This window comes from Streptomyces sp. NBC_00568 (assembly GCF_026341855.1).
Classification (GTDB): domain Bacteria; phylum Actinomycetota; class Actinomycetes; order Streptomycetales; family Streptomycetaceae; genus Streptomyces.
The window spans coordinates 1,304,706-1,327,479 of the sequence record NZ_JAPENW010000001.1 but is presented as its reverse complement, the minus strand read 5'-3'; the positions used below and the strand labels follow the sequence as shown (position 1 = coordinate 1,327,479).

Sequence of the window (22,774 nt, the reverse complement as noted above, 5' to 3'; positions counted from 1 at the left end):
GTGCGGCGGCGCTACTTGGCGGCGCGCTGCCGGTGGCCCGTCACCTTGGCGATCCAGGCGAGGAACTCGCCCGGGTCGATGTTCGAGCCGTGGCCCTCGTCCCAGTAGTAGAGGTGGTCGACGTCGTCGCCCAGGTTCCGCGCGGCGGCCGCGAGGTTCGCCGAGACCGTCAGCGAGGTGTCGGAGTCCTTGGTGCCGAGACGGATCCACCAGTGCCTGGAGCGGCCCGGGTTGTCCCGCTGGAGGTGGTACATCGGATTCATCAGGTCCAGCTTCTCGGGGATATCGCTCTCGAGCCGCTTGCCGGTCACGCCGGTGGTGTCGTTCTTCAGGCTGTACGCCGTGAAATGACGGGCCTCGACCTTGGCCTTGCCGAACTCGTTGTTCTCGCCCGCGGAGAGGTCGAAGGCGTCGAAGGCCGGTGTCGTCTTCTTGCGGGCGCCCACGTGGGTCAGGAAGTCCTCCCACGTGAACGTCGCTTTGCCGCCGGACCAGGTGATGAACGGGTTCGCGGCCAGGTAGCTCGCGCGGTCCGCGTCCGAAAGGTCCGTGAGGTACTTGCCGGCCGAGGGCTCCAGATACGTCGTGACCAGGTACGCGTCGAGGTTGCGGGCGTTCAGCGGACCGAAGCCGTTCAGGCCGCGCAGCTTCAGGCCGGCCTGGTACTCGGCGAACTGCGACCGGAGCGCCTTGGAGACGGCCTGGTCGACGACCTTGCCGGTGCTCGCGGTGACGTTGGTGCCCCAGTTCCACTCGTAGGCGCCGTCGGCGTGCTCCAGGTCGGTGATCGGGCACCAGGCACCGGTCGCGAAGATCGCGTCGCTCGCGTCGGCGGCGCCGAGCTCCTTCAGGTAGGAGTCGTAGACGCGGCTGTCGCCGGACGCGCCCAGCAGCGACGACAGAGCGCCGCCCGCGCTGGTGCCGGTGGAGACGATCCGGTCGGTGTCGCCGGGGATGACGCCCTTGTTGGCGCGGACGTAGCGCACCGCGGCCTTGAGGTCGACGATCGCGGCGGGCGCGGTGCCGTAGTAGGCGCCGTCCTCGTCGGTGAGCGTACGGCCGCGGGCGCCCGGCTCCACGACGACGTAGCCCGCCGCGAGACCCAGCTTGCCGAGGTTGACCATGCCGCCCTGGGCGTTCACCATCGCGTTGCCGCCGGACTGGACCTCGCCGGTCCCGCCGCTCGCCGAGGCCGGGGCGCTCGCGGGGGCCGAGGCGCCGGCGGAGGGGCCGCCGGCGGAGGGGCCGCCGGCGCCGCCGCCGGGTCCGCCGGTCATGCCCGCGCCGCCCACACCGGTGGCGTCCGCCACGGACGAGGGCATGTAGCCGCCCACCGAGTTGGCGAAGACGATGGGCGCGCCGGTCGCGTCCACGGCGGTGCCGTCGATCGAGACGGGGACGCTGACGTTCAGGCTCTGGTACTTCGCGTCCACCGGGCGGGCGACATAGGTGACGGCCTTCCAGAAGTGGTAGACCACCTCGCGGTCCTTGCCGCCGGCATCCGTGATGGTCGTCGTCAGCTCGGTGTAGGCGTCCTTGTCGAAGACCAGGGTGCCCGCCGATTTCGCGGTGGACGTGCCGGTCGCGTTCGCGTTCAGGGCGAAGCCGCCGGCCGCCGCGGCTCCCGCGGTCGCTCCGATGCCCATGACCACGGTCCTGCGCTTCACTGCCCTGTGCTTCACTGAGATTTCTCCCCTTCGCGGCACATTCGATCTGCCGACGCCCTGTTCGTTCTTGTTCCGCGAACGTAATTCGCTGTCCACAAAAGTGTCAACAATTCTGTTGATTTCATTGTGAACACTCATGAATTCTCAGCGGGCTCACAGAGAACGCGGCGGAATTCGAGCCCCTTCAGGACTGGAATCGACCCGAGGAAGTCCTAGCGTTCCTCCATGGCCAACCTCGATGGGGCAGAGAGCGCGTCAGGGATCGAGACCTTCGCGGACGCGGACCGGCTGGACGCGTGGCTGACCGCCCACGCGGGGCACCGCTCCGCCGTGTGGGTGAAGGTCGCGAAGAAGGGGACCGGCCTGGTCTCCGTGAGCGCTGCGGACGTCAACGACGTGGCGCTCTGCCACGGCTGGATCACCGGTCACCGCAAGGGCTACGACGACGCGTACTTCCTCCAGCGGATCACCCCACGCCGGCCGGGCAGCCTGTGGTCGACGGTGAACGTGCGGCGGGTCGAGGAACTCACCGCGGCCGGGCGCATGCGGCCCGGCGGCCTGGCGGAGGTCGAGGCCGCGCGGGCGGACGGCAGATGGGCGGCCGCGTACGCGTCGCAGAAGGAGGCCACGGTGCCCGACGATCTCGCCGCGGCGCTGCGGGAGAACCCGAGGGCCCGGCGGTTCTTCGACGGCCTCGGCAAGACCGATCGGTACCTGGCCGTGGTGGGCCTGCTGAGGGCGCGCACGCCGGAGACCAGAGCCGCGCGCCTGCGGGCCGTGATCGTTGAACTGGAGGCGGGGCGTCGGGTGAAGTGAGGACGCGCGGACGGTGGAGCGCCGGCTGTCGGGGCCGCGGACACCCGGCGTACCCGCCCTCGTGTGCCGAGACGCCGGAGCGCCCGCCCTCTCCGTAAGGGGAGCAGGAGGGCGGGCGCGCTCGGGGTGTCGCCGGGGCGAACGGTTCGGCCGGTGCGGGCCGGCGGGAGCCGACGGCTCAGCCGGCGTTCTTGATCGCCGAGATGTCGAAGTTCAGCTTGATCTTGTCGGAGACGAGGACGCCACCGGTCTCCAGGGCGGCGTTCCAGGTGAGGCCCCACTCGGAGCGCAGGATCTCGGCCTTGCCCTCGAAACCCACGCGCTCGTTGCCGAACGGGTCCTTCGCGGCGCCGTTGAACTCCAGGTCGATGGAGATCTGCTTGGTGGTGCCGAGGATCTCCAGGTCGCCGGTGATCCGGTAGTCGTCGCCGCCCAGGGCCTCCGCCTTGACGGAGCGGAAGGTCATCGCCGGGAACTCCTCGGTCTTGAAGAAGTCGGCGCTCTTCAGGTGACCGTCGCGGTCCGCGGACCCGGTGTCGATGCTGTCCATCTTGACGTCGAGGGTGGCCGTCGACCTGGCCGGGTCGCCGCCGTCCAGGCGCAGCGTGCCCTCGAAGTCGTTGAACTTGCCCTTGACGTTGGTGACCATCGCGTGCCGCGCCACGAAGCCGATCGTCGAGTGCGACGGGTCGATGGTGTAGTCGCCGGTCAGCGCGGCCAGGTCCGGGTTGACGGCGGTGGCCGTCGCGGTGGCCGAGGACTCGGCGGTGTCGGTGGTCTTGCGGCCGAAGATGCCCATGACGTGCTCCTTGGGGGGACGAGCCGCGGTTCGGGTCCGAGCCACGGCGTCAATCTGTTGAATGTTCAACGAGCTCAACAAGGGCAACCGTAGACCTATTCCGTTCAAGTTTCAACATCATCCGGAGCGTGCTTCCGGCGTCACGGTGGGTCATCTCCGTCCGCCCTCTGGCGGACGCGCGTAGAACTCGGGCACCATCTGCGTGCACCCCCTGCACAGCCGCCCCACAGGAAGCACGGCCGTACGTCCGTACGGCCGCCCGACGGTCCTCCGCAGGAAAGGTCCCCCCATATGAAGTTCAGGTCCGCGCTGACCGCCCTCGCCCTCGTCGTGGCCCCCGGTATCGCCGTCGTCGGCACCGCCACCGACGCCTTCGCCGTCACCAAGATCAGTCACGCCACCGCGACCTCGATGTTCCGCCAGGTCGGCGTCACCTGGTCCTCCTCCGGTGGCTGCTCCGACCGCAACAACTCCACCTGTACGTCGTTCGAGCAGCTCAACCTCGCCACCGCGCAGGGCGCCCAGACGCTCAAGGGGTCCAGCGGCTGCGCGCTCAACATCACCGGCGGTACCGAGACCGGCCACGCCAGCGGTACGTACTCGCACTGGAACGGCTACAAGCTCGACTACGGCAAGAACACCTGCGTCACCGCCTACATCAAGAACAACTTCACCTACATAGGCCTGCGCGGCGACGGCGCCCCGCAGTACAAGTCCGGCGCCGGCAACATCTACGCCGACGAGGGCAACCACTGGGACGTCCTCTACTACAACTGCGGCGGCTGCTGATCCCTCGCCACGGGTGCGCGGACCCTCGAACGGCGGTCCGCGTCACCCTGGCGACGGCATGTGCCCCGCGTGAATGTGAGGTGGCTCTCGGCCGAAGAGTTTGTGTGATCTCTACAAGCTGAGGCCCCTCTGAGCAGTCAGATCGCCTGCATGTGATGGCGGTTCTGTTCAGGGGTACCAGGAAAACGGTCCGGAGACTGTGCAGAGTCGACGGGCCTCTTTCCTTGGTGGACTTCGTAAGGTCACTACATGACCGTTTTGGACGAGGCCGACACCGCAAGCTCCACGAGCCCCACAGTCGAACCGACGGACGCGCGCGGACGTGTGGCGGAACTGCACGCCATCCGTGCGGAGGCGCTGCGGGGTCCCAGCGAGAAGGCGACCGCGGCGCAGCACGCCAAGGGCAAGCTGACCGCCCGGGAGCGCATCGAGCTGCTGCTGGACGCGGGCTCGTTCCAGGAGGTCGAGCAGCTGCGCCGGCACCGGGCGACCGGGTTCGGCCTGGAGGCCAAGAAGCCGTACACCGACGGTGTCATCACCGGCTGGGGCACGGTCGAGGGCCGCACGGTCTTCGTGTACGCGCACGACTTCCGTATCTTCGGCGGCGCGCTGGGCGAGGCCCACGCCACGAAGATCCACAAGATCATGGACATGGCCATCGCGGCCGGTGCGCCGCTGGTGTCGCTGAACGACGGCGCGGGTGCCCGTATCCAGGAGGGCGTCTCCGCCCTCGCCGGGTACGGCGGCATCTTCCAGCGCAACACCAAGGCCTCCGGTGTCATCCCGCAGATCTCGGTGATGCTCGGCCCGTGCGCGGGCGGCGCGGCCTACAGCCCGGCGCTGACCGACTTCGTCTTCATGGTCCGCGAGACCTCGCAGATGTTCATCACCGGCCCGGACGTGGTCAAGGCGGTGACGGGCGAGGAGATCACCCAGAACGGCCTGGGCGGCGCCGACGTCCACGCGGAGACCTCCGGCGTCTGCCACTTCGCGTACGACGACGAGGAGACCTGCATCGCCGAGGTGCGCTACCTCCTGTCGATGCTCCCGCAGAACAACCGCGAGAACCCGCCGCGCGCCGAGTCCGCCGACGCGGCCGACCGCCGCAGCGAGGTGCTGCTGGACCTGGTCCCGGCCGACGGCAACCGCCCGTACGACATGACCAAGGTCATCGAGGAGCTCGTCGACGACGGCGACTACCTGGAGGTCCACGAGCGCTGGGCCCGCAACATCATCTGCGCGCTGGCCCGTCTCGACGGCATGGTCGTCGGCATCGTGGCCAACCAGCCGCAGAGCCTCGCGGGCGTGCTCGACATCGAGGCATCCGAAAAAGCTGCACGCTTTGTCCAGATGTGTGACGCTTTCAATATCCCGATCATCACGTTGCTGGACGTGCCTGGGTTCCTCCCGGGCGTCGACCAGGAGCACGGCGGGATCATCCGGCACGGCGCGAAGCTGCTGTACGCGTACTGCAACGCGACGGTGCCGCGGATCTCTCTCATCCTGCGCAAGGCGTACGGAGGTGCCTACATCGTCATGGACAGCCAGTCCATCGGGGCCGACCTCACCTACGCCTGGCCGACGAACGAGATCGCCGTGATGGGCGCCGAAGGTGCCGCCAACGTCATCTTCCGCCGTCAGATCGCCGATGCCGCCGATCCCGAGGCGATGCGCGTCCGCATGGTCAAGGAGTACAAGGCCGAGCTGATGCACCCGTACTACGCCGCGGAGCGCGGTCTGGTCGACGACGTCATCGACCCCGCGGAGACCCGCGAGGTCCTGATCAAGTCGCTCGCGATGCTGCACACCAAGCACGCGGACCTGCCCTCCCGCAAGCACGGCAACCCCCCGCAGTAACCCTGCGGACCCTCCGCGGTACCCCCGCGGAAACCTCTCTCATGGAGACTGAAACCTATGAGCACCCCTGACATCCGCGTCGAGAAGGGCCACGCCGAGCCCGAGGAGGTCGCCGCGATCACGGCCATCCTCCTGGCCCGTGCCGCCGCTGCTCCCACTGATGCCGCTCCCGCCCACCGTGCCCACCGCAAGGCAGGCTGGCGCCGCCTGGAGCGCGAGCCCGGCTTCCGGGCCCCGCACAGCTGGCACTGAGTGTTCTGACGCCCACAGCCCCGTCCTCCTGATGGAGGGCGGGGCTGAGGTGTGTCCGGAGGGCACCGCGGCCCTACGGCGCGAACAGGGGGCGTTCCGGCGGGCGTCCGGGGACAGGGGGCCACCCGGCCGCTCAACGCGGCCGTACGGGGCAGGAGTTCGCTCGGGGCTCGATCGGAGCCCACCCGTCGCGGCGTACCGGGCGGGAACGGTGCCGGCGCGGCCCTTCTCGACGCGGGGGAGACGGACAACGGCCCCCGCATCTCCGGCAGGAGAAGCGGGGGCCGTTGCCTCGGAGGCGGTATGCGCTAGCGCAGGCGCGCCATCAGCGCGTGCTCGACCAGCGTGATCAGCGCCGACTTCGCGTCCGCGCGGTGTCGGGCGTCCGTCGTGATGATCGGGGCGTCCGGACCGATCTGGAGGGCCTCGCGTACTTCCTCGGGGTTGTACGGCTGGTTGCCGTCGAAGCCGTTGAGGGCGATGACGAACGGCAGGCCGCTGTTCTCGAAGTAGTCGACCGCGGGGAAGCAGTCGGCGAGACGCCGGGTGTCGACCAGGACGATCGCGCCGATGGCGCCGCGGACCAGGTCGTCCCACATGAACCAGAAGCGGTCCTGGCCCGGCGTACCGAAGAGGTACAGGATCAGGTCCTGGTCGAGGGTGATGCGGCCGAAGTCCATGGCGACGGTCGTCGTCGTCTTGTCTCCGGTGTGCGTGAGGTCGTCGATGCCCGCCGAGGCGGACGTCATGACGGCCTCGGTACGCAGCGGGTTGATCTCCGAGACGGCGCCGACGAACGTGGTCTTGCCCACGCCGAAGCCGCCCGCCACCACGATCTTCGCGGACGTGGTGGAGCGGGAAGGCCCTCCGCTAGAGCTTGCGAAGTCCACTGAGCACCCTTTCGAGCAATGTCACGGCTGGCTGGCCGCCGGCGCTCTCGTCGCCGCCGGGCTGATGAATGGCGACCAGGCCCGCTTCCGCCAAGTCGGCGACGAGGATCCTGGCAACACCGAGAGGGATGGTCAGCAGGGCCGAGATCTCGGCCACCGACTTGATCTCCCGGCAGAGGTTGCAGATGCGCTGATGCTCGGGCAACTGGCCCTGCATCTGGTGCGGCTGCGCGGTGGTGTGCACCAGTGCCTCGATGGCGAGCTGGTAGCGGGGCCTGGTGCGGCCGCCCGTCATGGCGTACGGACGCACCAGGGGGTTGTTCGACGAGCCCGCGGGCGACGGCTCGGGTGAGCGCCGCTGCGGTTGAACGGGCTGGATACGCGGTGCCGACGGCTGGTCGTACGGCGACGGCCCGGGGCCCTGCGGACCCTGGGGCGGGTACTGCGGCCGTCGCTGGCTGGGCGCGGAGGGAAAGTTGTACCGGTTCGGGTCCTGCGGACCGTCGCCCTGGCCGCCCTGTCCCTGGCCGGGGCCGTACGACCAGTTGCCCGATGACGAACCGCCTGGGGGTGTTACCACTTTCTCCTCCTCCGACTGTGCCGGGCACCCATCACTGTGGGACCGCGTCCCGAAACCTTACGGCCACGGGACGCGAATTCGCACCGTCTGTCTATTAGTTGAGAAGGCCGCCCTGGAGCTCCGCACGGAGATCCGGAGTAAGGACCGTGCCCGCGCGGTCCACCAGAAGGGCCATCTCGTACCCAATGAGACCGATGTCCGCCTCGGGGTGTGCAAGTACCGCGAGTGACGAACCATCGGAAACGGACATGAGGAAGAGGAATCCTCGCTCCATCTCCACAACCGTCTGGTTCACATGGCCGCCCTCGAAGATACGGGAAGCGCCCGCGGTCAACGAGGTCAGACCGGACGCGACGGCCGCCAGCTGGTCGGCGCGGTCGCGGGGAAAGCCTTCGGACATAGCCAGAAGGAGTCCGTCGGCGGAGACCACCACCGTGTGCGACACCCCGGGGGTGTTGTCCACGAAATTGGTGATCAACCAGTTCAGGTTCTGTGCCGCCTGGCTCATCGGGCTCACACTAACGCTCCTGGTTGTAGGTGCTGTCAGAACCGAAGCCCTGACCGTTCGTCTCAGTACCTGCATTGCGTCCCCGCTCCACGCCGCGGCGCAGGTTGCTCAGCCTGCCCCGGACGTCCTCAGGAGCGCGGGAGACCTGGGGGCCGCCCTGGGGGGTCGATTCCGCGGTTCCCTCGACCAGGTTGGCCTTGGGCACCCGCCGCGGCAGACCGGACGAGGTGACCCCGCCCGCCTTGGGCTTCTTGAGCGACTCGGCGCGCTGCCACCGGTCGTCGTTGGACGAGCGCCAGTCGCCGCCCGTGTTCCCGGGGGAAGCCGGCGCAGCCTGCTCCCTCGCCTGCTCCACGGAGCGTCCGCCGTTGCCGTTGCCGCCCGCGGTGGATCCGCGGCGGGGCAGTCCGGCGTCGGTCAGCGTGTGGGGGGCCGAGGCGGCCGGTCCCGGACGGTTGAAGCCTACGCGGTCCTGCTCACTCACGTCAGCGGCCTGCGATGATTCCGGTTCCGGAGCGTACTCGGATCGATACGCACCCTGGTACGCGTCCTGCTGCGGCCAGTCGTCCTGGTAGGACGGCTCTTCGAAGTTCGACCGCGTCTCCGGGGCCCCACCGCCCATGCCCGCGCGGTCCTGCTGGACCGGCTCCGCATAGGAGGGTTCAGGGTAGCCGCCGTTGGACGGGAAGTACGCCTCGTCATACGCAGCCTGCTGCGGCTCCTCGTACGACGTCTGCTGGTCGTACGTGGTCTGCTGCTCCTCGTGCACGCCCTGTCCGCCGTCGTACGCCGCCGGGCCGCCGTTGAAGGACGGCTGTCCGTTGTCGTAGGCGGGCTGCTGGGCGTCGAAGCCGTCCGCGTAGCCCTGGGGGCCCTCGATGGCCTCCATGCCCTGCGCCTGGGCCTCCAGGGCCGCACGGCGCTCCTCGCGCATCAGCGAGCGGCCCACGGGGTCGAGGTCGCGGATGTCGTCCGGAACCTCGTAGCGGCTGTCGTCGAAGCCGAGGTCCGCGGCGGTCAGCACAGGCTGCTGCTGCGGAACCCCGAAGTCCTCGCCCTGGAACGAGTGCTGCTCGGGAATGATCTGGGACACAGTGAACTCGTCGCGCATCGGCTGGTGCTCGCCGCCGCCACCGTGGGTGATCGCGTCGGGAAGCATGACCAGTGAAGTGGTGCCGGCCTGCTCGCCGGAGGGGCGCAGCTGGACACGGACGCCGTGCCGGTCGGACAGCCGGCCGACCACGAAGAGGCCCATGCGCTGCGAGATCGCGGCGTCCACGGTCGGCGGGTTGGCCAGCTTGTGGTTGATGTCCGCGAAGTCCTCGGCGGTGAGGCCGATGCCCTTGTCGTGGATCTCGACCATGATGCGGCCGTCGGGGAGACGGGTCGCGGTGACGCGGACCTTGGTCTGCGGGGAGGAGAACGTGGTCGCGTTCTCCAGGAGCTCGGCGAGCAGGTGCACGAGGTCGGTCACGGCGCGGCCGTGGATCTCGGCCTCCGGGACGCCCGAGAGCTCGATGCGCTCGTACTGCTCCACCTCGGAGGAGGCGGCGCGCAGTACGTCGACCAGCGGGACCGGCTGGTCCCAGCGGCGGCCGGGCTCCTCGCCCGCGAGGACCAGGAGGTTCTCGCCGTTGCGGCGCATACGGGTCGCGAGGTGGTCCAGGCGGAAGAGGTTCTCCAGCTGGTCCGGGTCGGCCTCGTTGTTCTCCAGGTCGGTGATCAGGGTCAGCTGGCCCTCGATCAGCGACTGGTTGCGGCGCGACAGGTTGGTGAAGATCGCGTTGATGTTGCCTCGCAGGAGGGCCTGCTCGGCGGCCAGTCGTACGGCCTCGCGGTGGACCTGGTCGAAGGCGCGGGCGACTTCGCCGATCTCGTCCGTGGTGGTGATCGGGATGGGCTGCACGCGGGTGTCGACCCGGCCGGGGTCGGTGCGCGAGAGCTGGTCGACCAGCATCGGCAGGCGCTGCTCGGCGACGTTGAAGGCCGCGTTGCGCAGCTGGCGCATCGCGCGGCTCATCTGGCGGGCCACCATGCCGGCCAGGATGAACGCGGCGAGCAGGGCGACCACGACGATGGCGCCGGTGATGAAGGCGTCGGTCTGGGCGGCGTCGGCGATGTCCGAGGCCTCGGCCACCGCCTTGTCGGAGAGGTCCGACTCGATCTGACGGTAGGCGTCGTACTTGGCGGTGTTGACCGCCCACCAGTTCTGCGCTGTGACGCCCTTCGCGGTGAGCGCGGCGCGGTCGGTCTCCGCCGGGGACCTGAGCTTCGCGAGCTCGGTGACCATGGCGGTGTTGCCCGCCGGCGGCGGCACGTAGTTCGGGTCCGCGGACGCGGCCTGCTTGGCCTGGTCCGTCAGGTCGGCCTTGACCTTCGCCTGGGCCGCGCCGAGCTTCGTGGCGTCGTCCTCGGTGCCACCACCGAGGTACTCCTCGATCGCGATGCCTTCGAGGTAGGCGTACGAGGAGAGGGCGACCCGCTGGCTGGCGAGGCTGCTCAGACCGGGGCCCGGCTTGACCAGCATGTGCATGCCGATGGACCGCTCCAGCGACAGCGCGGCCTTGGACAGCGAGATCGCGTAGACCGTACGGCCGTAGCTGGTGATGTTTCCGGTGCCCAGACCGAGCTCGTTGGCGAACTCCATCAGCGGGTGCTGGATCTGGAGGTAGCCCTCTTCGGTCTTCACACCGGTGAGCTTGGTGGAGTACGCGAGCTTGCGCAGGGTCACCAGGCCGGGCTCGACCTTGCGGAAGACGTCGAGGCGTCGCTCCAGGCCGGCCGTCTTCGGCATGTTCTGGGCGGCCTCGTCGAAGGCGTCGGCCGCCTCGTCCGTCTGCCTGCGCGCCTTGATGACGTCGGGGTCCTTCTCGCCCTTGCCGGCCAGCATCGGGGCCGCGCTGACGTCCCGCTCGACGAACAGCTTGTCGCCGTACGTCAGGGCCGCCTGGACCAGGCGCGCCGTCTTCTCGGCGTCCTGGGCCTCCTGCCAGGTGTCGATCGAGCTCTTCACCTGGAAGCCGCCCATGACCAGGCCGACGATCACGGGTATGAGCAGGATCGCGTTCAGCCTCGTCGGCACGCGCCAGTTGCGCGGGGAGAGACGGCCGCCGCTCGGCGCGGGCGCCGGCATGGGCTCCGGGCCGGGCACTTGTGCGGGCGCCGCTCCGCGCGGCGGCGGGGTGAAGTTGCCCCGTGCCGACGGCTCGGGACCGTTCATGCTTCGCCTCACTCGACCAACAACCTCTCGGCGTCGGCACCTACGTTGTGCCGCGGTATCTACCAGCGCCCTTGACTACTGGGCAGTTCAGCGCATTCCAGCACGTCAGGCGGCGCCCTTCCAAACACTCGGAATCGAGGATTCCGAGTGGCACCGACCACAGATAAAACGGTCATAAAGAGCGAGCCCCGCCAAAAGGCGGGGCTTTCATGAGCGCAGCGGCATCGGGTGACCGCGATGCGTGGCGGGGTCGGTGAAATTCTCTGTCGAAACGTTATGAACACTGTGGCCGACCGTGTCAAATGACACAGCCGGCTCCAATGCGTCTACGACAACTTCCATAGGGAGCCGTCGACTTGGCCGCTAACGCAGCCGGGCCATCAGGGCGTGCTCGACCAGCGTGATCAGAGCGCTCTTCGCATCTGCACGGTGTCGGGCGTCCGTCGTGATGATCGGGGCGTCCGGACCGATCTGAAGAGCCTCGCGTACTTCCTCGGGGTTGTACGGCTGGTGACCGTCGAAGCCGTTGAGGGCGATGACGAACGGCAGGCCGCTGTTCTCGAAGTAGTCGACCGCGGGGAAGCAGTCGGCGAGACGCCGGGTGTCGACCAGGACCACCGCGCCGATGGCGCCGCGGACCAGGTCGTCCCACATGAACCAGAAGCGGTCCTGACCCGGCGTACCGAAGAGGTACAGGATCAGGTCCTGGTCGAGGGTGATACGGCCGAAGTCCATGGCCACCGTGGTGGTGGTCTTGTCCCCGGTGTGGGTGAGGTCGTCGATCCCCGCCGAGGCGGAGGTCATGACGGCCTCGGTACGCAGCGGGTTGATCTCCGAGACGGCACCCACGAACGTGGTCTTGCCGACACCGAAGCCACCCGCTACGACGATCTTCGCGGAGGTGGTCGCCCGGCCTCCGTCAGAGCTTGCGAAGTCCACTGAGCACCCTTTCGAGCAAAGTCACGTCCGGCGCGCCGCCGTTGTTCTCATCGCCGCCAGGCTGGTGAATGGCGACGAGTCCGGCCTCCGCGAGGTCCGCGACGAGGATCCTGGCCACACCGAGAGGCATGGACAGGAGGGCCGAAACCTCGGCCACCGACTTCACTTCCCGGCACAGGTGGCAGATGCGCTGGTGTTCGGGGAGCAGCCCCATCAGCTGGGCCGGATCGGCCGTGGTGCTGATCAGTGCCTCTATGGCGAGTTGGTACCGCGGCCGGGTCCGGCCGCCGGTCATCGCGTACGGACGTACCAGCGGCTGGTCGCCCTCGTCCCCGTACGCATCGGCGTACGGATCATGAGAGGCGGTAGGCGGGGTCATGAATCCTCCGGGCGGGACAGCAAGTCGGTCAGTCGTGCCGTCTGTTGGGGCCGGTGGGGGGATTGTGGCGGCCGGACGGTGATTTCGTGCGGTGTCTGGATCCGGCGGCGGTCAGTGAAGCAGACTGCCTTGTAGTTCGGCGCGCAGGTCCGGCGTGAGGACGGCGCCCGCACGGTCGACGAGCAGTGCCATCTCGTAGCCGACGAGACCGATGTCGCACTCCGGGTGGGAGAGGACCGCGAGGGACGATCCGTCCGAGACGGACATCAGGAAGAGGAAGCCGCGCTCCATCTCCACGACCGTCTGGGCCACCGCTCCGCCCTCGAAGATCCGGGAAGCCCCGGCGGTCAGCGAGGTGAGTCCGGAGGCCACGGCCGCCAGTTGGTCGGCGCGGTCGCGGGGGAAGCCTTCGGACATTGCCAGAAGGAGTCCGTCGGCGGACACGACGACGGTGTGGGACACCCCGGGGGTGTTGTCCACAAAGTTGGTGATCAACCAGTTTAGGTTCTGTGCCGCCTGGCTCATCGGGCTCAACTAACGCTCCTGCTGGTGAGTGGGGCTGGGGAAGCTGCCGGTCTGGCCGTTGGGAGCGGCCTGTCGACCTTGCTGAATGCCCCTACGGAGGTTGGTCAGCCGGCCTCGTACGTCATCGGGTGCACGAGAGACCTGCGGACCGCTTTGGTGCTGTTGCTGCTGTGCCGTACCCGCGACGAGGTTGGCTCGCGGGACGCGGCGCGGCAGGCCGGAGGTGGTGACCCCGCCCGCCGACGGTTTACGGGCGCGCTCTGCCTGCTTGACGAGATCGTCGTTAGGAGAGCTGCGCCACGAGGCAGTGGCCGGTGCGGCGGCCGGCCGCTGCTGCGGAGCAGGAGGAGTCTGCGGCTGCTGGGGGACAACCTGCGAGGAAACCTGCGAACCGTTGTTCTGGGGAACACCGTTGGCGGGAGCACCACCGTCCGCCTGACCGTGGAACCAGTTGGTCTCCAGCGTGTCGAACAGCGGGGTGCGGCCGTCACCGGGACCCGAGGCCGGCGGAAGCGTCTCGGGCTCCTGCGGGCGGACGGGCGGCTGCGGGGTGCTCGGCCGCTCGTACTGCCCGGTGGACGAAGAGTCCTGGCCGTTGCCGTAGCCGGGCGTCGCGAACTGCCCGGTGGACGTGGGGTCCTGGGAAGTTCCGTAGCCCGGCCTGGCGAACTGGCCGGTGGACGACGGGTCCTGGGAGGCGCCGTAGCCCTGGGTCGTGAACTGCCCCGTGCCGGCCGGGTTGTGGCCGACGGAGGACGGGTTGCCGGGACCGTAACTGTCCGGGCGCTGGTACTGGCCGGTGTGCTGGCCGTTGTTCTGCGGCGCACTCGCGCCGGGGCGCGGGGCGTCGAAGTCGGGACGGGCGAACTCCGAAGTGGAGGCGGGGCCCTGGCGGTCGTCGATCCGCGGCATCCGCGAGGTGGCGTCGGGGTCCTCGTGACCGCGCGGGGTGTCGAGGGCCGAACGCGGCACCGGCGGCTGAGCGTTCTCGTCGCTCCAGCTCGGCGTGCGGGAACCGTTGTTGCCACCGGGCAGCTCGGCACGCGCACCACCGCGTCCCGGAAGCTGCGGCCGGCGACGGCTGCCCTTGCCGCTCGTCGGTGCCTGCGGCGGCGTGGCGGCCGCGGGGCCGCTGTCGCCGAAGGCGTTCTGACGGGCGCCGGACGTGTCACCGAAGGTGTTCTGGGAGCCGGATCCGTTGCCGAAGCCCTGCTGCGGCGAGCCGTTCTGGCCCTGGTAGCCCTGCGGGCTCTGCCCGAAGGCACCCGCACCGGCACCGGCCGGAGCGGGCCTGCCCTGCTGACCGGCACCCGGACCACCCTGCGGACCACGCGCACCGCCGGGAGCACCCGGGCGACCGCCCTGGTTGCTCGTGGGCAGTGCGGCCCGCGGACCCTGGCCCGCGCCGACCTGCCCGCGCTGCGGCGGGGCACCGAGCGGTCCACCGGGGGCGGCGGGGGCACCGGCGCCGAGCGAGGGACCGCCCTGCGGGCCGTTCCCCCGGCGGGCCGCGGCCACACCGGCCGAAGCCTGCGCGGCGGCGGGGCCGCCGACGCTCGGAGCACCCTGGCCCGGCTTGTTCGGCATGGGCTTCTTGCCGCCCTGGGCGACGTCCACGGGCAGCATGACCAGCGCGGTCGTACCACCGGAGTCGGACGGGCGCAGCTGGATGCGGATGCCGTGACGCTGCGACAGACGACCGACCACGAACAGACCCATGCGGCGGGAGACCGAGACGTCCACGGTGGGCGGTGCGGCGAGCCGCTCGTTGATCGCGGCGAGGTCCTCGGGGGACAGACCGATACCGGTGTCGTGGATCTCGATCAGCACCCGGCCGTCGGGCAGGGCGTGACCGGTGACCTTGACCTTGGTCTGCGGGGAGGAGAACGAGGTGGCGTTCTCGAGCAGCTCCGCGAGCAGGTGCACGAGGTCGTTGACCACGCGGCCGGCGACCTCGGTCGTCGGGACCGAGGAGAGCTCGATGCGCTCGTACTGCTCCACCTCGGAGGCGGCGGCGCGGAGGACGTCGACCAGCGGGACCGGACGGGTCCAGCGGCGGCCGGGCTCTTCACCGGCGAGGACCAGGAGGTTCTCACCGTTACGGCGCATGCGGGTCGCGAGGTGGTCGAGCTTGAACAGCGAGGAGAGCTGGTCGGGGTCGGCCTCGCGGGACTCCAGCTCGGATATGAGCGAGAGCTGACGCTGGATAAGACCCTGGGAACGGCGCGAGAGGTTGGTGAACATCGCGTTGACGTTGCCTCGCAGAAGGGCCTGCTCGGCGGCGAGGCGGACGGCCTCGCGGTGCACGTCGTCGAAGGCCGCGGCCACCTGGCCGATCTCGTCCCGGGAGTGCACACCGACCGACTCGACGGAGGTGTCGACGTCCTGCGGGTCCGACTCCGAGAGCTGCTTGACCAGCTCGGGCAGGCGTTCCTGGGCGACCTTGGTCGCGGTGTCCTGCAGGCGGCGCAGCGAGCGGATCATGGACCGGGCCACGACGAAGGCGCCGACGAGCGAGACACCGAGGACGAGCAGGATCAGCACACCGGAGACGATGGCTTCACTCTGGGACTCGTTGCGCAGCTGACGGGCCTTCTGCTCCATCTCGCCGAGCAGCGTGGTCTCGATCGTCGACATCTTGTCGATCTTGGCCGAGTCGTCGTCGATCCAGTCCTTGTAGGACTGCTTGTCCTGCGTCTTCAGACCGTCCCGGCTGCCCAGCACGCGAACGGCGTACTTGTCGGTGGCCTGGATGGTCGGGTTGTCGACCTCGATGGGCTTGAGCAGGTCCGCGCTGCCGTCGCCGTAGATGTTCTTGAAACCGCTGACCTCGGACTGCTGGCTAGCCAGCGCCGACTGCGCGTACAGCTGGTCGTTCTTGGAGAGCGTTCCGAAGACGGTCGGGCGCTCGGGCAGCGCGGCGGCGATGACGGCGCGCTGGACGGACGCGTACTCCTTGGCGGAGGAGAAGGCCGCCAGCGCGCGGGTGCGCTGGATCATCTCCGGGTTGCTGGTCGCCTCGGCCATGTCCTGGGAGAGCGCGAGGAGTCCGGTGATCAGGCGGTGGTACGCCTCGACCGTCTGCGTCGAGTTCTCGGGGTCGTTGTAGGCCTCGTTGCGGATGCTGGAGAGCTTGTTCAGCTGCTCCGCGATACCGACGAGGCTGTCGCGGACACCGGACAGCTGGCCGTTGGCCGTGGCGTCGTCGATGTCCTGCGTGCCCTGAAGGAAGTGCTTCTTGGCGAGGTCGGTGTCATCGCGCACACCCTTGACCGTGTAGTCGTTGGCCGGGGCGCCGTGCGCCAGCGGGCCGGCCGACTGGTCACGCTCCTCCTGGAGCGCGACCGCGAGCTCGGTCGCCTGCTTGGTCATCTCGGTCAGCAGCTTCATGTTGTCGAGCTGCTGGATGTCGTCCATCGACTGGTTGATGCGGAGCGCACCCAGCGAGGTCGCGGCGACCACGGGGAGAGCCAGCAGCGAGACCAGTCGCGTCGAGATGCGCCAGTTCCGCAGAGCTACGCGCGAGCCGTGGCTCGGGGTGCTCGTCGGCTTGGCGGCCGGTGTGGTGGCGGGAGCCTTGGGCTTCGCGCCGGGGCGAGCGGAGTGTTCACCGCTGCCGCCGACCTCTGCCGGTCCCGGGTTCTGGGCGTGCTGGGGCGAGGAACCGCGGTCGGTCCCGCCGCGCGGCTCCGGCTCCGCCGAAGCGCTGCCATCCCTCTTGAAACGTCCCTGCACTAGCGTCGCAACCTCTGGACCAGGCGCCCCTCCGCTGGAACGGCGGGACGGTGTCGGCGTTGTACAAAGGCGCAGTCGCGCCTTTTTGATGTGGTCTGAGTGACCGGCGCAGGTTCCCCCTTCCCGCCGCCACTCGGCGCTGCGTTGCGCCCCTGCGCGCCGGATCGTGATTCCGCGGCGGTCCGTGGAATTCCAGCACAGTGCAGGATCTCCAACAAGGGCCGAGTACCAGGCTGTGACCTCCGTGACACCATGTGAGGGGGGCGTCACGAGGTGTGTAAGGGGATCTCGTACATATCGGGCGTATGCCAACGAGCCGATGGTGTATATACCCTGTCCCAGTCGCCATGATCAGGAGCGGAATGATTGCTTCAGTGGAGCAATGTCCGTTTGGTCGGCCGGGGTTGGGGGTCACAGTTGACCGTTTTGTCCCTCGGTGAGTGAGGAAACTCACACGTCGATCATGGCGTCTTCACGGCATCGCCCGGGAATTGCATGTTTAGCCTGACGCTTTACAGGGATGGCGAATCCGACAACCCGCGCCTATCCGGGGCTCTTCATGCTCCACCGGGCGCCCAGGACGACAAGGTCGAGTACAACGGTGAAGACGACGATGATGTTCCGCAACATAGCCAACCCGCGACGCACGACGCTGGCGCACCTCGAGGACGCCGACGCCCTGCAGACGCCGGAGCGGCCGGAGCACTCGGTCGACCTTCCCCTCCAGACCGCCAACCCCCGCCGCACCGTCCTGATCGACATCCCGGTCGCGGTCGCGGCCGCGGAGTAGACACGGTGGCCGGGGCGGGGCCGCGCCCGGCGCGCGGCCCCGCCCCGTCATTCACGGCCCCGGACAGGGGCCCCGACGCCCACCGCGCCCGACCGGCGCGCCGCCGCTCACCGTCCCGGCCTATATGCGCGAAGCTCGCGCCCCTTGCCGCGTTAGCCTGGAGCGTCAGACTCCAGCCGGCTCAGTGAGGGGCGCCAGGATCCCGTGCGCATCGCCAGATTCTCCATCGACGGCAACGTCGCTTTCGGCGCGGTCGAAGGCGACAAGCCGGACGAGCTCGTCCTCGACATCATCAAGGGCATCCCGTTCGCGGACTTCGAGCTCTCCGGCACGAAGGTCCCGCTGAGCAAGGTCAGGCTGCTGCCGCCGGTGCTCCCCAACAAGGTCGTGGCCTTCGGCCGCAACTACGCGGAGCACGCCAAGGAACTCGGCAACGAGGTGCCCGACGCCCCGTTCGCCTTCTTCAAGCCGTCGACCTCCGTGGTCGGCCCCGGCGACCCGATCCAGTACCCCTCCTTCTCCAGCGAGCTGCACCACGAGGCCGAGCTCGCGGTCGTCATCGGCCGCATGTGCCGCGAGGTTCCGCGCGAGCGCGTCAAGGACGTCATCCTCGGCTACACCTGCGCCAACGACGTCACCGCCCGCGACGTCCAGAAGCGCGAGAAGCAGTGGGCCCGGGCCAAGGGCTTCGACAGCTCCTGCCCGCTCGGCCCCTGGGTGGAGACGGACCTGGACCCCGCCGACCTCACCATCCAGTGCACGGTCAACGGGCAGCAGCGGCAGCTCGGCCGCACCAGCGAGATGATCCACTCCATCGAGGACCTGATCGTCAACATCACCGAGGCCATGACGCTGCTCCCGGGCGACGTCATCCTCACCGGCACCCCGGCTGGGGTCGGCCCCCTGAACGTCGGCGACGAGGTCGCCGTCACCATCGAAGGCATCGGCACTCTCACCAACAAGGTGATCAAGCGTGGCTAACGCGACCGTCCGCGTACGTTTCTGTCCGTCCCCGACCGGCAACCCCCATGTGGGACTGGTCCGCACCGCCCTGTTCAACTGGGCGTTCGCCCGGCACCACGAAGGCACCCTGGTCTTCCGCATCGAGGACACCGACGCGGCCCGCGACTCCGAGGAGTCGTACAACCAGCTGCTCGACTCGATGCGCTGGCTGGGCTTCGACTGGGACGAGGGCCCCGAGATCGGCGGCCCGCACGCGCCGTACCGCCAGTCGCAGCGCATGGACATCTACCGGGATGTCGCCGGCAAGCTGCTGGACGCGGGCCGCGCGTACCACTGCTACTGCTCGACCGAGGAGCTGGACACCCGCCGCGACGCCGCCCGCGCCGCCGGCAAGCCCTCCGGCTACGACGGCCACTGCCGCGACCTCTCCGCCGAGCAGAAGGCCGCCTACGAGGCCGAGGGCCGTACGCCCATCGTCCGCTTCCGGATGCCCGACGAGGCGATCACGTTCGACGACCTGGTCCGCGGCGAGATCACGTACCTCCCCGAGAACGTCCCGGACTACGGCATCGTCCGCGCGAACGGCGCTCCGCTGTACACGCTGGTCAACCCCGTGGACGACGCCCTGATGGAGATCACCCACGTCCTGCGCGGCGAGGACCTGCTCTCCTCCACCCCGCGGCAGATCGCCCTCTACAAGGCGCTGACCGAGCTGGGCATCGCCAAGGCGACCCCGGCCTTCGGCCACCTCCCGTACGTCATGGGGGAGGGCAACAAGAAGCTCTCCAAGCGCGACCCGGAGTCCTCGCTCAACCTCTACAGGGAGCGCGGGTTCCTCCCGGAGGGCCTGCTGAACTACCTCTCCCTGCTCGGCTGGTCGCTCGCGGCGGACCGCGACATCTTCTCCATCGACGAGATGGTCGCCGCCTTCGACGTCACGGACGTCAACCCGAACCCGGCCCGGTTCGACCTGAAGAAGTGCGAGGCGATCAACGCCGACCACATCCGCATGCTCGATGTGAAGGACTTCACCGAGCGCTGCGCCCCGTGGCTGCGCGCCCCCTTCGCGCCCTGGGCGCCGGAGGACTTCGACGAGGCGAAGTGGCAGGCGATCGCCCCGCACGCCCAGTCGCGGATGAAGGTCCTCTCCGAGATCACGGACAACGTCGACTTCCTGTTCCTGCCGGAGCCGGCCGTCGACGAGGCCTCCTGGACGAAGGCCATGAAGGAGGGCAGCGACGCGCTGCTCCGCACGGCCCGCGAGAAGCTGGACGCGGCCGACTGGTCCTCCCCGGAGTCCCTCAAGGAGGCCGTCCTGGCCGCCGGTGAGGAGCACGGACTCAAGCTCGGCAAGGCCCAGGCGCCGGTCCGCGTCGCCGTCACCGGCCGCACGGTCGGCCTCCCGCTCTTCGAGTCCCTGGAGATCCTGGGCAAGGAGGAGACGCTGGCCCGCGTCGACGCCGCGCTGGAGCGGCTCGCCGCGTAGCCACAAGGCGTACGCGCACAGGGGGCGGTGTCCGGTTCGGGCACCGCCCCTCGGCGTGCGCCGACCGGTCACCCGGAGTACCCGCCCACCCCGGCCGGCGGCGCCCTCGCCAAGGCCGGACCGCCGAGCGCCGGCCGGCACGTCACCCGCACCTGGCAGGTCACCGCGGACCCGGGCGGCGGCGAAGGGCCCGTCCTCACGCCGACCGGTACGACCACGAGCGTCCTAGGGACAGCTCACCGGGCCCGGGGATACGGTCGGTCCATGAGCATCGACGCCGTGGTCTGGGACATCGACGACACGATCTTCGACTACACAGCCGCCGACCGTGCGGGCATGCGGGACCACCTCGTGGCCGAGGGCCTGCTCGACGGACACCCCTCCGTCGAGCAGGCCCTCGCGCGCTGGCGGGAGATCACCGACGCGCAGTGGGCGAGGTTCTCGGCCGGTGAGACGGACTGGCAGGGCCAGCGCCGGGAGCGCGTCAGGGTGTTCCTGGGGGAGCCGCTGAGCGACAGCGAGGCCGACGCGTGGTTCGACAGGTACGTCACCCACTACGAATGCGCCTGGACCCTCTTCCCTGACGTCCTGCCCGTCCTGGACAGCCTCGTGGTCAGCCACCGGCACGCGGTCCTGTCCAACTCCAGCCTCCTCGTGCAGGACCGCAAGCTGCGCGTCCTCGGTGTGCGCGACCGCTTCGAGGCGATCCTGTGCGCCGTCGAACTCGGCGTCTCCAAGCCCGCCGCGGCCGCCTTCCACGCGGCCTGCGAGGCCCTGGACCTGCCACCGCACCGGGTCGCCTACGTCGGCGACCACCCGGAGATCGACGGACGGGGCGCCGCCGAGGCGGGCCTGCTCTCCGTCTGGATCGACCGGGACGGCGCGCACCTCGCGTCAGACGGTCCGCCGACGGGTCCGCACCGCATCTCGTCGCTGACCGAACTCCCCGCGTTGCTCGGCACCGATACCCGTTTTGGAGCGTGGTCCACCTTCGGGTAATGTTCTTTCTGCGCCGCCGGGAGCGGGCCGAAAGGCCGGAGCCCGGAGGTGCTAGCTAAAACAAAATCCCCGAGTGGGGTTGCGTTTCAGTGGCCTATGGTGTAATTGGCAACACTACGGTTTCTGGTACCGTCATTCTAGGTTCGAGTCCTGGTAGGCCAGCTCGCAGAGCTCATCTGCACACGCGGAGATCCAGATCCGCAACGCCCCCGTTGTGTAGCGGCCCAGCACGCTGCCCTCTCACGGCAGTAGCGCCGGTTCGAATCCGGTCGGGGGTACAGATCCTTCCCAGGGAGACAGCTCGGGTCGCACCCGCTGACTCTCATGCAGGATCGCTAGGGCCCCCGTTGTGTAGCGGCCTAGCACGCCGCCCTCTCAAGGCGGTAGCGCCGGTTCGAATCCGGTCGGGGGTACTGGTCTAAACCACCATGGGCTATGGTGTAATTGGCAACACTACGGTTTCTGGTACCGTCATTCTAGGTTCGAGTCCTGGTAGCCCAGCTCGGGTCTGCGGAAACGCAAGATCCAAGGCCCCCGTTGTGTAGCGGCCTAGCACGCCGCCCTCTCAAGGCGGTAGCGCCGGTTCGAATCCGGTCGGGGGTACGCAGTTCGAAAGGGTCTCCACTCCGGTGGGGGCCCTTTCGGCGTTCCGGGATCAACTCGGCGTCCTGCGCCATGAGTTCGGTCACGCCGGAAAAAGGCGCGGGGTGCGCGGGCCTCGGGGCCGGCACACCCCGCGTACGGGACGGTGCGCATCGGGGAGGGCCTGCCGCGGCGTTGAGGCCGGCCCGTCCCGTCGCGCGGGAGTGGAGAGAAGGTCAGCCCGTGCGGCGCAGGGCCTCGGAGAGACGGCCGGCGGCGTCGATGACCGCCTGGGCGTGCATCCGGCCCGGGTGACGGGTCAGGCGCTCGATCGGTCCGGAGACCGACACGGCGGCCACGACACGGTTCGAGGGCCCGCGGACCGGCGCGGAGACGGACGCCACGCCCGGCTCGCGCTCACCGATCGACTGGGCCCAGCCCCGACGCCGTACTCCCGACAGGGCGGTGGCGGTGAAGCGGGCGCCCTGCAGACCGCGGTGCAGCCGCTCCGGCTCTTCCCAGGCCATCAGGATCTGGGCGGAGGAACCGGCCTTCATGGTGAGGGTCGAGCCGACCGGGACGGTGTCCCGCAGGCCGGACAGCCGCTCGGCCGCGGCGACGCAGATACGCATGTCGCCCTGGCGGCGGTAGAGCTGCGCGCTCTCGCCCGTGATGTCCCGCAGATGCGTGAGCACCGGCCCCGCCGTCGCGAGGAGACGATCCTCACCCGCGGCCGCGGCCAGCTCGGCGAGGCGGGGCCCGAGAATGAAACGGCCCTGCATGTCGCGCGCCACCATGCGGTGGTGTTCAAGTGCCACGGCGAGGCGATGTGCCGTGGGTCGTGCCAGTCCGGTCGCCGCGACCAGGCCCGCGAGGGTGGCCGGACCGGACTCCAGAGCGCTCAGGACAAGGGCTGCCTTGTCCAGAACGCCGACGCCGCTACTGTTGTCCATGAAACGATACTCGCGTCTCACTCTGTGAAACGCAAGTTCAATTTC

Annotated in this window: 19 protein-coding genes and 5 tRNA genes; 13 read left to right on the top strand and 11 right to left on the bottom strand. The window is 69.3% G+C overall.

Translation table 11 applies throughout. The annotated features are described in order from the left end of the window. Positions 1–11: 11 nt before the first annotated feature. The gene (locus tag OOK38_RS05540) at positions 12–1,646 is read right to left on the bottom strand and encodes a subtype B tannase (RefSeq protein WP_266765866.1); all 1,635 of its coding nucleotides are present in this window, start codon (positions 1,644–1,646) and stop codon (positions 12–14) included. 246 nt (positions 1,647–1,892) lie between these two features. Here OOK38_RS05540 and OOK38_RS05535 point away from each other — a divergent pair, with 246 nt between their 5' ends. Beyond that, positions 1,893–2,483: a YdeI family protein gene (locus OOK38_RS05535; RefSeq protein WP_266763118.1), complete on the top strand. Its 591-nt coding sequence runs from the start codon at positions 1,893–1,895 to the stop codon at positions 2,481–2,483. 178 nt (positions 2,484–2,661) lie between these two features. Here the strand turns inward: OOK38_RS05535 and OOK38_RS05530 are convergent, their stop codons facing one another. Continuing rightward, the gene (locus OOK38_RS05530) at positions 2,662–3,282 is read right to left on the bottom strand and encodes a YceI family protein (RefSeq protein ID WP_266763120.1); all 621 of its coding nucleotides are present in this window, start codon (positions 3,280–3,282) and stop codon (positions 2,662–2,664) included. Between the two features lie 291 nt (positions 3,283–3,573). On the opposite strand from OOK38_RS05530, the gene OOK38_RS05525 reads away from it, so the two are divergent. From OOK38_RS05525 to OOK38_RS05515, 3 genes are all read left to right on the top strand, one after another. Next, positions 3,574–4,071 (top strand): hypothetical protein, encoded by a 498-nt coding sequence (locus tag OOK38_RS05525; protein ID WP_266763121.1) that lies wholly within the window; start codon positions 3,574–3,576, stop codon positions 4,069–4,071. A gap of 249 nt (positions 4,072–4,320) precedes the next feature. Then, entirely contained in the window at positions 4,321–5,928 is a 1,608-nt protein-coding gene (locus tag OOK38_RS05520) for an acyl-CoA carboxylase subunit beta (RefSeq protein WP_266763123.1), read from the top strand. A 57-nt stretch (positions 5,929–5,985) separates the two neighbouring features. After that, a complete protein-coding gene (locus OOK38_RS05515; RefSeq protein WP_266763125.1) occupies positions 5,986–6,180 on the top strand; it encodes an acyl-CoA carboxylase subunit epsilon in 195 nt (64 codons plus the stop codon). Positions 6,181–6,488: 308 nt separating this feature from the next. On the opposite strand, the gene OOK38_RS05510 is transcribed toward OOK38_RS05515, so the two are convergent. The 8 genes from OOK38_RS05510 to OOK38_RS05475 all read right to left on the bottom strand — a co-directional run bounded on the left by OOK38_RS05510 (position 6,489) and on the right by OOK38_RS05475 (position 16,956). Beyond that, a complete protein-coding gene (locus OOK38_RS05510) occupies positions 6,489–7,070 on the bottom strand; it encodes an ATP/GTP-binding protein (RefSeq protein ID WP_103554950.1) in 582 nt (193 codons plus the stop codon). Further along, complete coding sequence (locus OOK38_RS05505) at positions 7,051–7,650, bottom strand: DUF742 domain-containing protein (RefSeq protein WP_266763128.1); 600 nt, start codon at positions 7,648–7,650, stop codon at positions 7,051–7,053. Before OOK38_RS05505 ends, OOK38_RS05510 begins: the two co-directional genes overlap by 20 nt. A gap of 94 nt (positions 7,651–7,744) precedes the next feature. After that, positions 7,745–8,158, bottom strand: a complete 414-nt coding sequence (locus OOK38_RS05500) for a roadblock/LC7 domain-containing protein (RefSeq protein ID WP_266763130.1) — start codon at positions 8,156–8,158, stop codon at positions 7,745–7,747. Positions 8,159–8,168: 10 nt separating this feature from the next. Next, on the bottom strand, positions 8,169–11,390 hold the full coding sequence (locus tag OOK38_RS05495) for a nitrate- and nitrite sensing domain-containing protein (RefSeq protein ID WP_266763132.1): 3,222 nt from the start codon (positions 11,388–11,390) through the stop codon (positions 8,169–8,171). A gap of 351 nt (positions 11,391–11,741) precedes the next feature. Further along, positions 11,742–12,317 carry an ATP/GTP-binding protein gene (locus OOK38_RS05490; protein WP_028802395.1) on the bottom strand — a complete coding sequence of 192 codons (576 nt, stop codon included), beginning with the start codon at positions 12,315–12,317 and terminating at the stop codon, positions 11,742–11,744. Then, complete coding sequence (locus tag OOK38_RS05485; protein WP_266763134.1) at positions 12,298–12,696, bottom strand: DUF742 domain-containing protein; 399 nt, start codon at positions 12,694–12,696, stop codon at positions 12,298–12,300. Before OOK38_RS05485 ends, OOK38_RS05490 begins: the two co-directional genes overlap by 20 nt. Positions 12,697–12,807: 111 nt before the next feature. Beyond that, on the bottom strand, positions 12,808–13,221 hold the full coding sequence (locus tag OOK38_RS05480; protein ID WP_266765867.1) for a roadblock/LC7 domain-containing protein: 414 nt from the start codon (positions 13,219–13,221) through the stop codon (positions 12,808–12,810). 9 nt (positions 13,222–13,230) lie between these two features. Then, positions 13,231–16,956 carry a nitrate- and nitrite sensing domain-containing protein gene (locus tag OOK38_RS05475; protein ID WP_266763136.1) on the bottom strand — a complete coding sequence of 1,242 codons (3,726 nt, stop codon included), beginning with the start codon at positions 16,954–16,956 and terminating at the stop codon, positions 13,231–13,233. 601 nt (positions 16,957–17,557) lie between these two features. Here OOK38_RS05475 and OOK38_RS05470 point away from each other — a divergent pair. From OOK38_RS05470 to OOK38_RS05430, 9 genes are all read left to right on the top strand, one after another. After that, a complete protein-coding gene (locus tag OOK38_RS05470) occupies positions 17,558–17,746 on the top strand; it encodes a hypothetical protein (protein ID WP_266765868.1) in 189 nt (62 codons plus the stop codon). 204 nt (positions 17,747–17,950) lie between these two features. Beyond that, the gene (locus OOK38_RS05465; protein ID WP_266763138.1) at positions 17,951–18,727 is read left to right on the top strand and encodes a fumarylacetoacetate hydrolase family protein; all 777 of its coding nucleotides are present in this window, start codon (positions 17,951–17,953) and stop codon (positions 18,725–18,727) included. Next, positions 18,720–20,195, top strand: coding sequence for a glutamate--tRNA ligase (gene gltX / locus OOK38_RS05460; protein WP_266763140.1), 1,476 nt, complete (start codon positions 18,720–18,722; stop codon positions 20,193–20,195). Before OOK38_RS05465 ends, gltX begins: the two co-directional genes overlap by 8 nt. 264 nt (positions 20,196–20,459) lie before the next feature. Then, positions 20,460–21,194: an HAD family hydrolase gene (locus tag OOK38_RS05455; RefSeq protein WP_266763141.1), complete on the top strand. Its 735-nt coding sequence runs from the start codon at positions 20,460–20,462 to the stop codon at positions 21,192–21,194. Positions 21,195–21,284: 90 nt separating this feature from the next. Then, positions 21,285–21,356, top strand: a tRNA-Gln gene (locus OOK38_RS05450). A gap of 43 nt (positions 21,357–21,399) precedes the next feature. Further along, positions 21,400–21,472, top strand: a tRNA-Glu gene (locus OOK38_RS05445). 62 nt (positions 21,473–21,534) lie between these two features. After that, positions 21,535–21,607 (top strand) — tRNA-Glu (locus OOK38_RS05440). Between the two features lie 16 nt (positions 21,608–21,623). Then, a tRNA-Gln gene (locus OOK38_RS05435) sits at positions 21,624–21,695 on the top strand. Between the two features lie 29 nt (positions 21,696–21,724). Next, positions 21,725–21,797 (top strand) — tRNA-Glu (locus OOK38_RS05430). A gap of 215 nt (positions 21,798–22,012) precedes the next feature. Here the strand turns inward: OOK38_RS05430 and ndgR are convergent. Further along, on the bottom strand, positions 22,013–22,729 hold the full coding sequence (ndgR, locus tag OOK38_RS05425; protein WP_028806673.1) for an IclR family transcriptional regulator NdgR: 717 nt from the start codon (positions 22,727–22,729) through the stop codon (positions 22,013–22,015). Positions 22,730–22,774 lie beyond the last annotated feature (45 nt).

What these genes read in the sequence shown, in the direction of transcription:
- OOK38_RS05540 (WP_266765866.1), bottom strand. Translation starts at nt 1,646, where the DNA reads ATGGGCATCGGAGCGACCGCGGGAGCCGCGGCGGCCGGCGGCTTCGCC.
- OOK38_RS05535 (WP_266763118.1), top strand. Translation starts at nt 1,893, where the DNA reads ATGGCCAACCTCGATGGGGCAGAGAGCGCGTCAGGGATCGAGACCTTC.
- OOK38_RS05530 (WP_266763120.1), bottom strand. Translation starts at nt 3,282, where the DNA reads ATGGGCATCTTCGGCCGCAAGACCACCGACACCGCCGAGTCCTCGGCC.
- OOK38_RS05525 (WP_266763121.1), top strand. Translation starts at nt 3,574, where the DNA reads ATGAAGTTCAGGTCCGCGCTGACCGCCCTCGCCCTCGTCGTGGCCCCC.
- OOK38_RS05520 (WP_266763123.1), top strand. Translation starts at nt 4,321, where the DNA reads ATGACCGTTTTGGACGAGGCCGACACCGCAAGCTCCACGAGCCCCACA.
- OOK38_RS05515 (WP_266763125.1), top strand. Translation starts at nt 5,986, where the DNA reads ATGAGCACCCCTGACATCCGCGTCGAGAAGGGCCACGCCGAGCCCGAG.
- OOK38_RS05500 (WP_266763130.1), bottom strand. Translation starts at nt 8,158, where the DNA reads ATGAGCCAGGCGGCACAGAACCTGAACTGGTTGATCACCAATTTCGTG.
- OOK38_RS05485 (WP_266763134.1), bottom strand. Translation starts at nt 12,696, where the DNA reads ATGACCCCGCCTACCGCCTCTCATGATCCGTACGCCGATGCGTACGGG.
- OOK38_RS05480 (WP_266765867.1), bottom strand. Translation starts at nt 13,221, where the DNA reads ATGAGCCAGGCGGCACAGAACCTAAACTGGTTGATCACCAACTTTGTG.
- OOK38_RS05455 (WP_266763141.1), top strand. Translation starts at nt 20,460, where the DNA reads ATGAGCATCGACGCCGTGGTCTGGGACATCGACGACACGATCTTCGAC.
- ndgR (WP_028806673.1), bottom strand. Translation starts at nt 22,729, where the DNA reads ATGGACAACAGTAGCGGCGTCGGCGTTCTGGACAAGGCAGCCCTTGTC.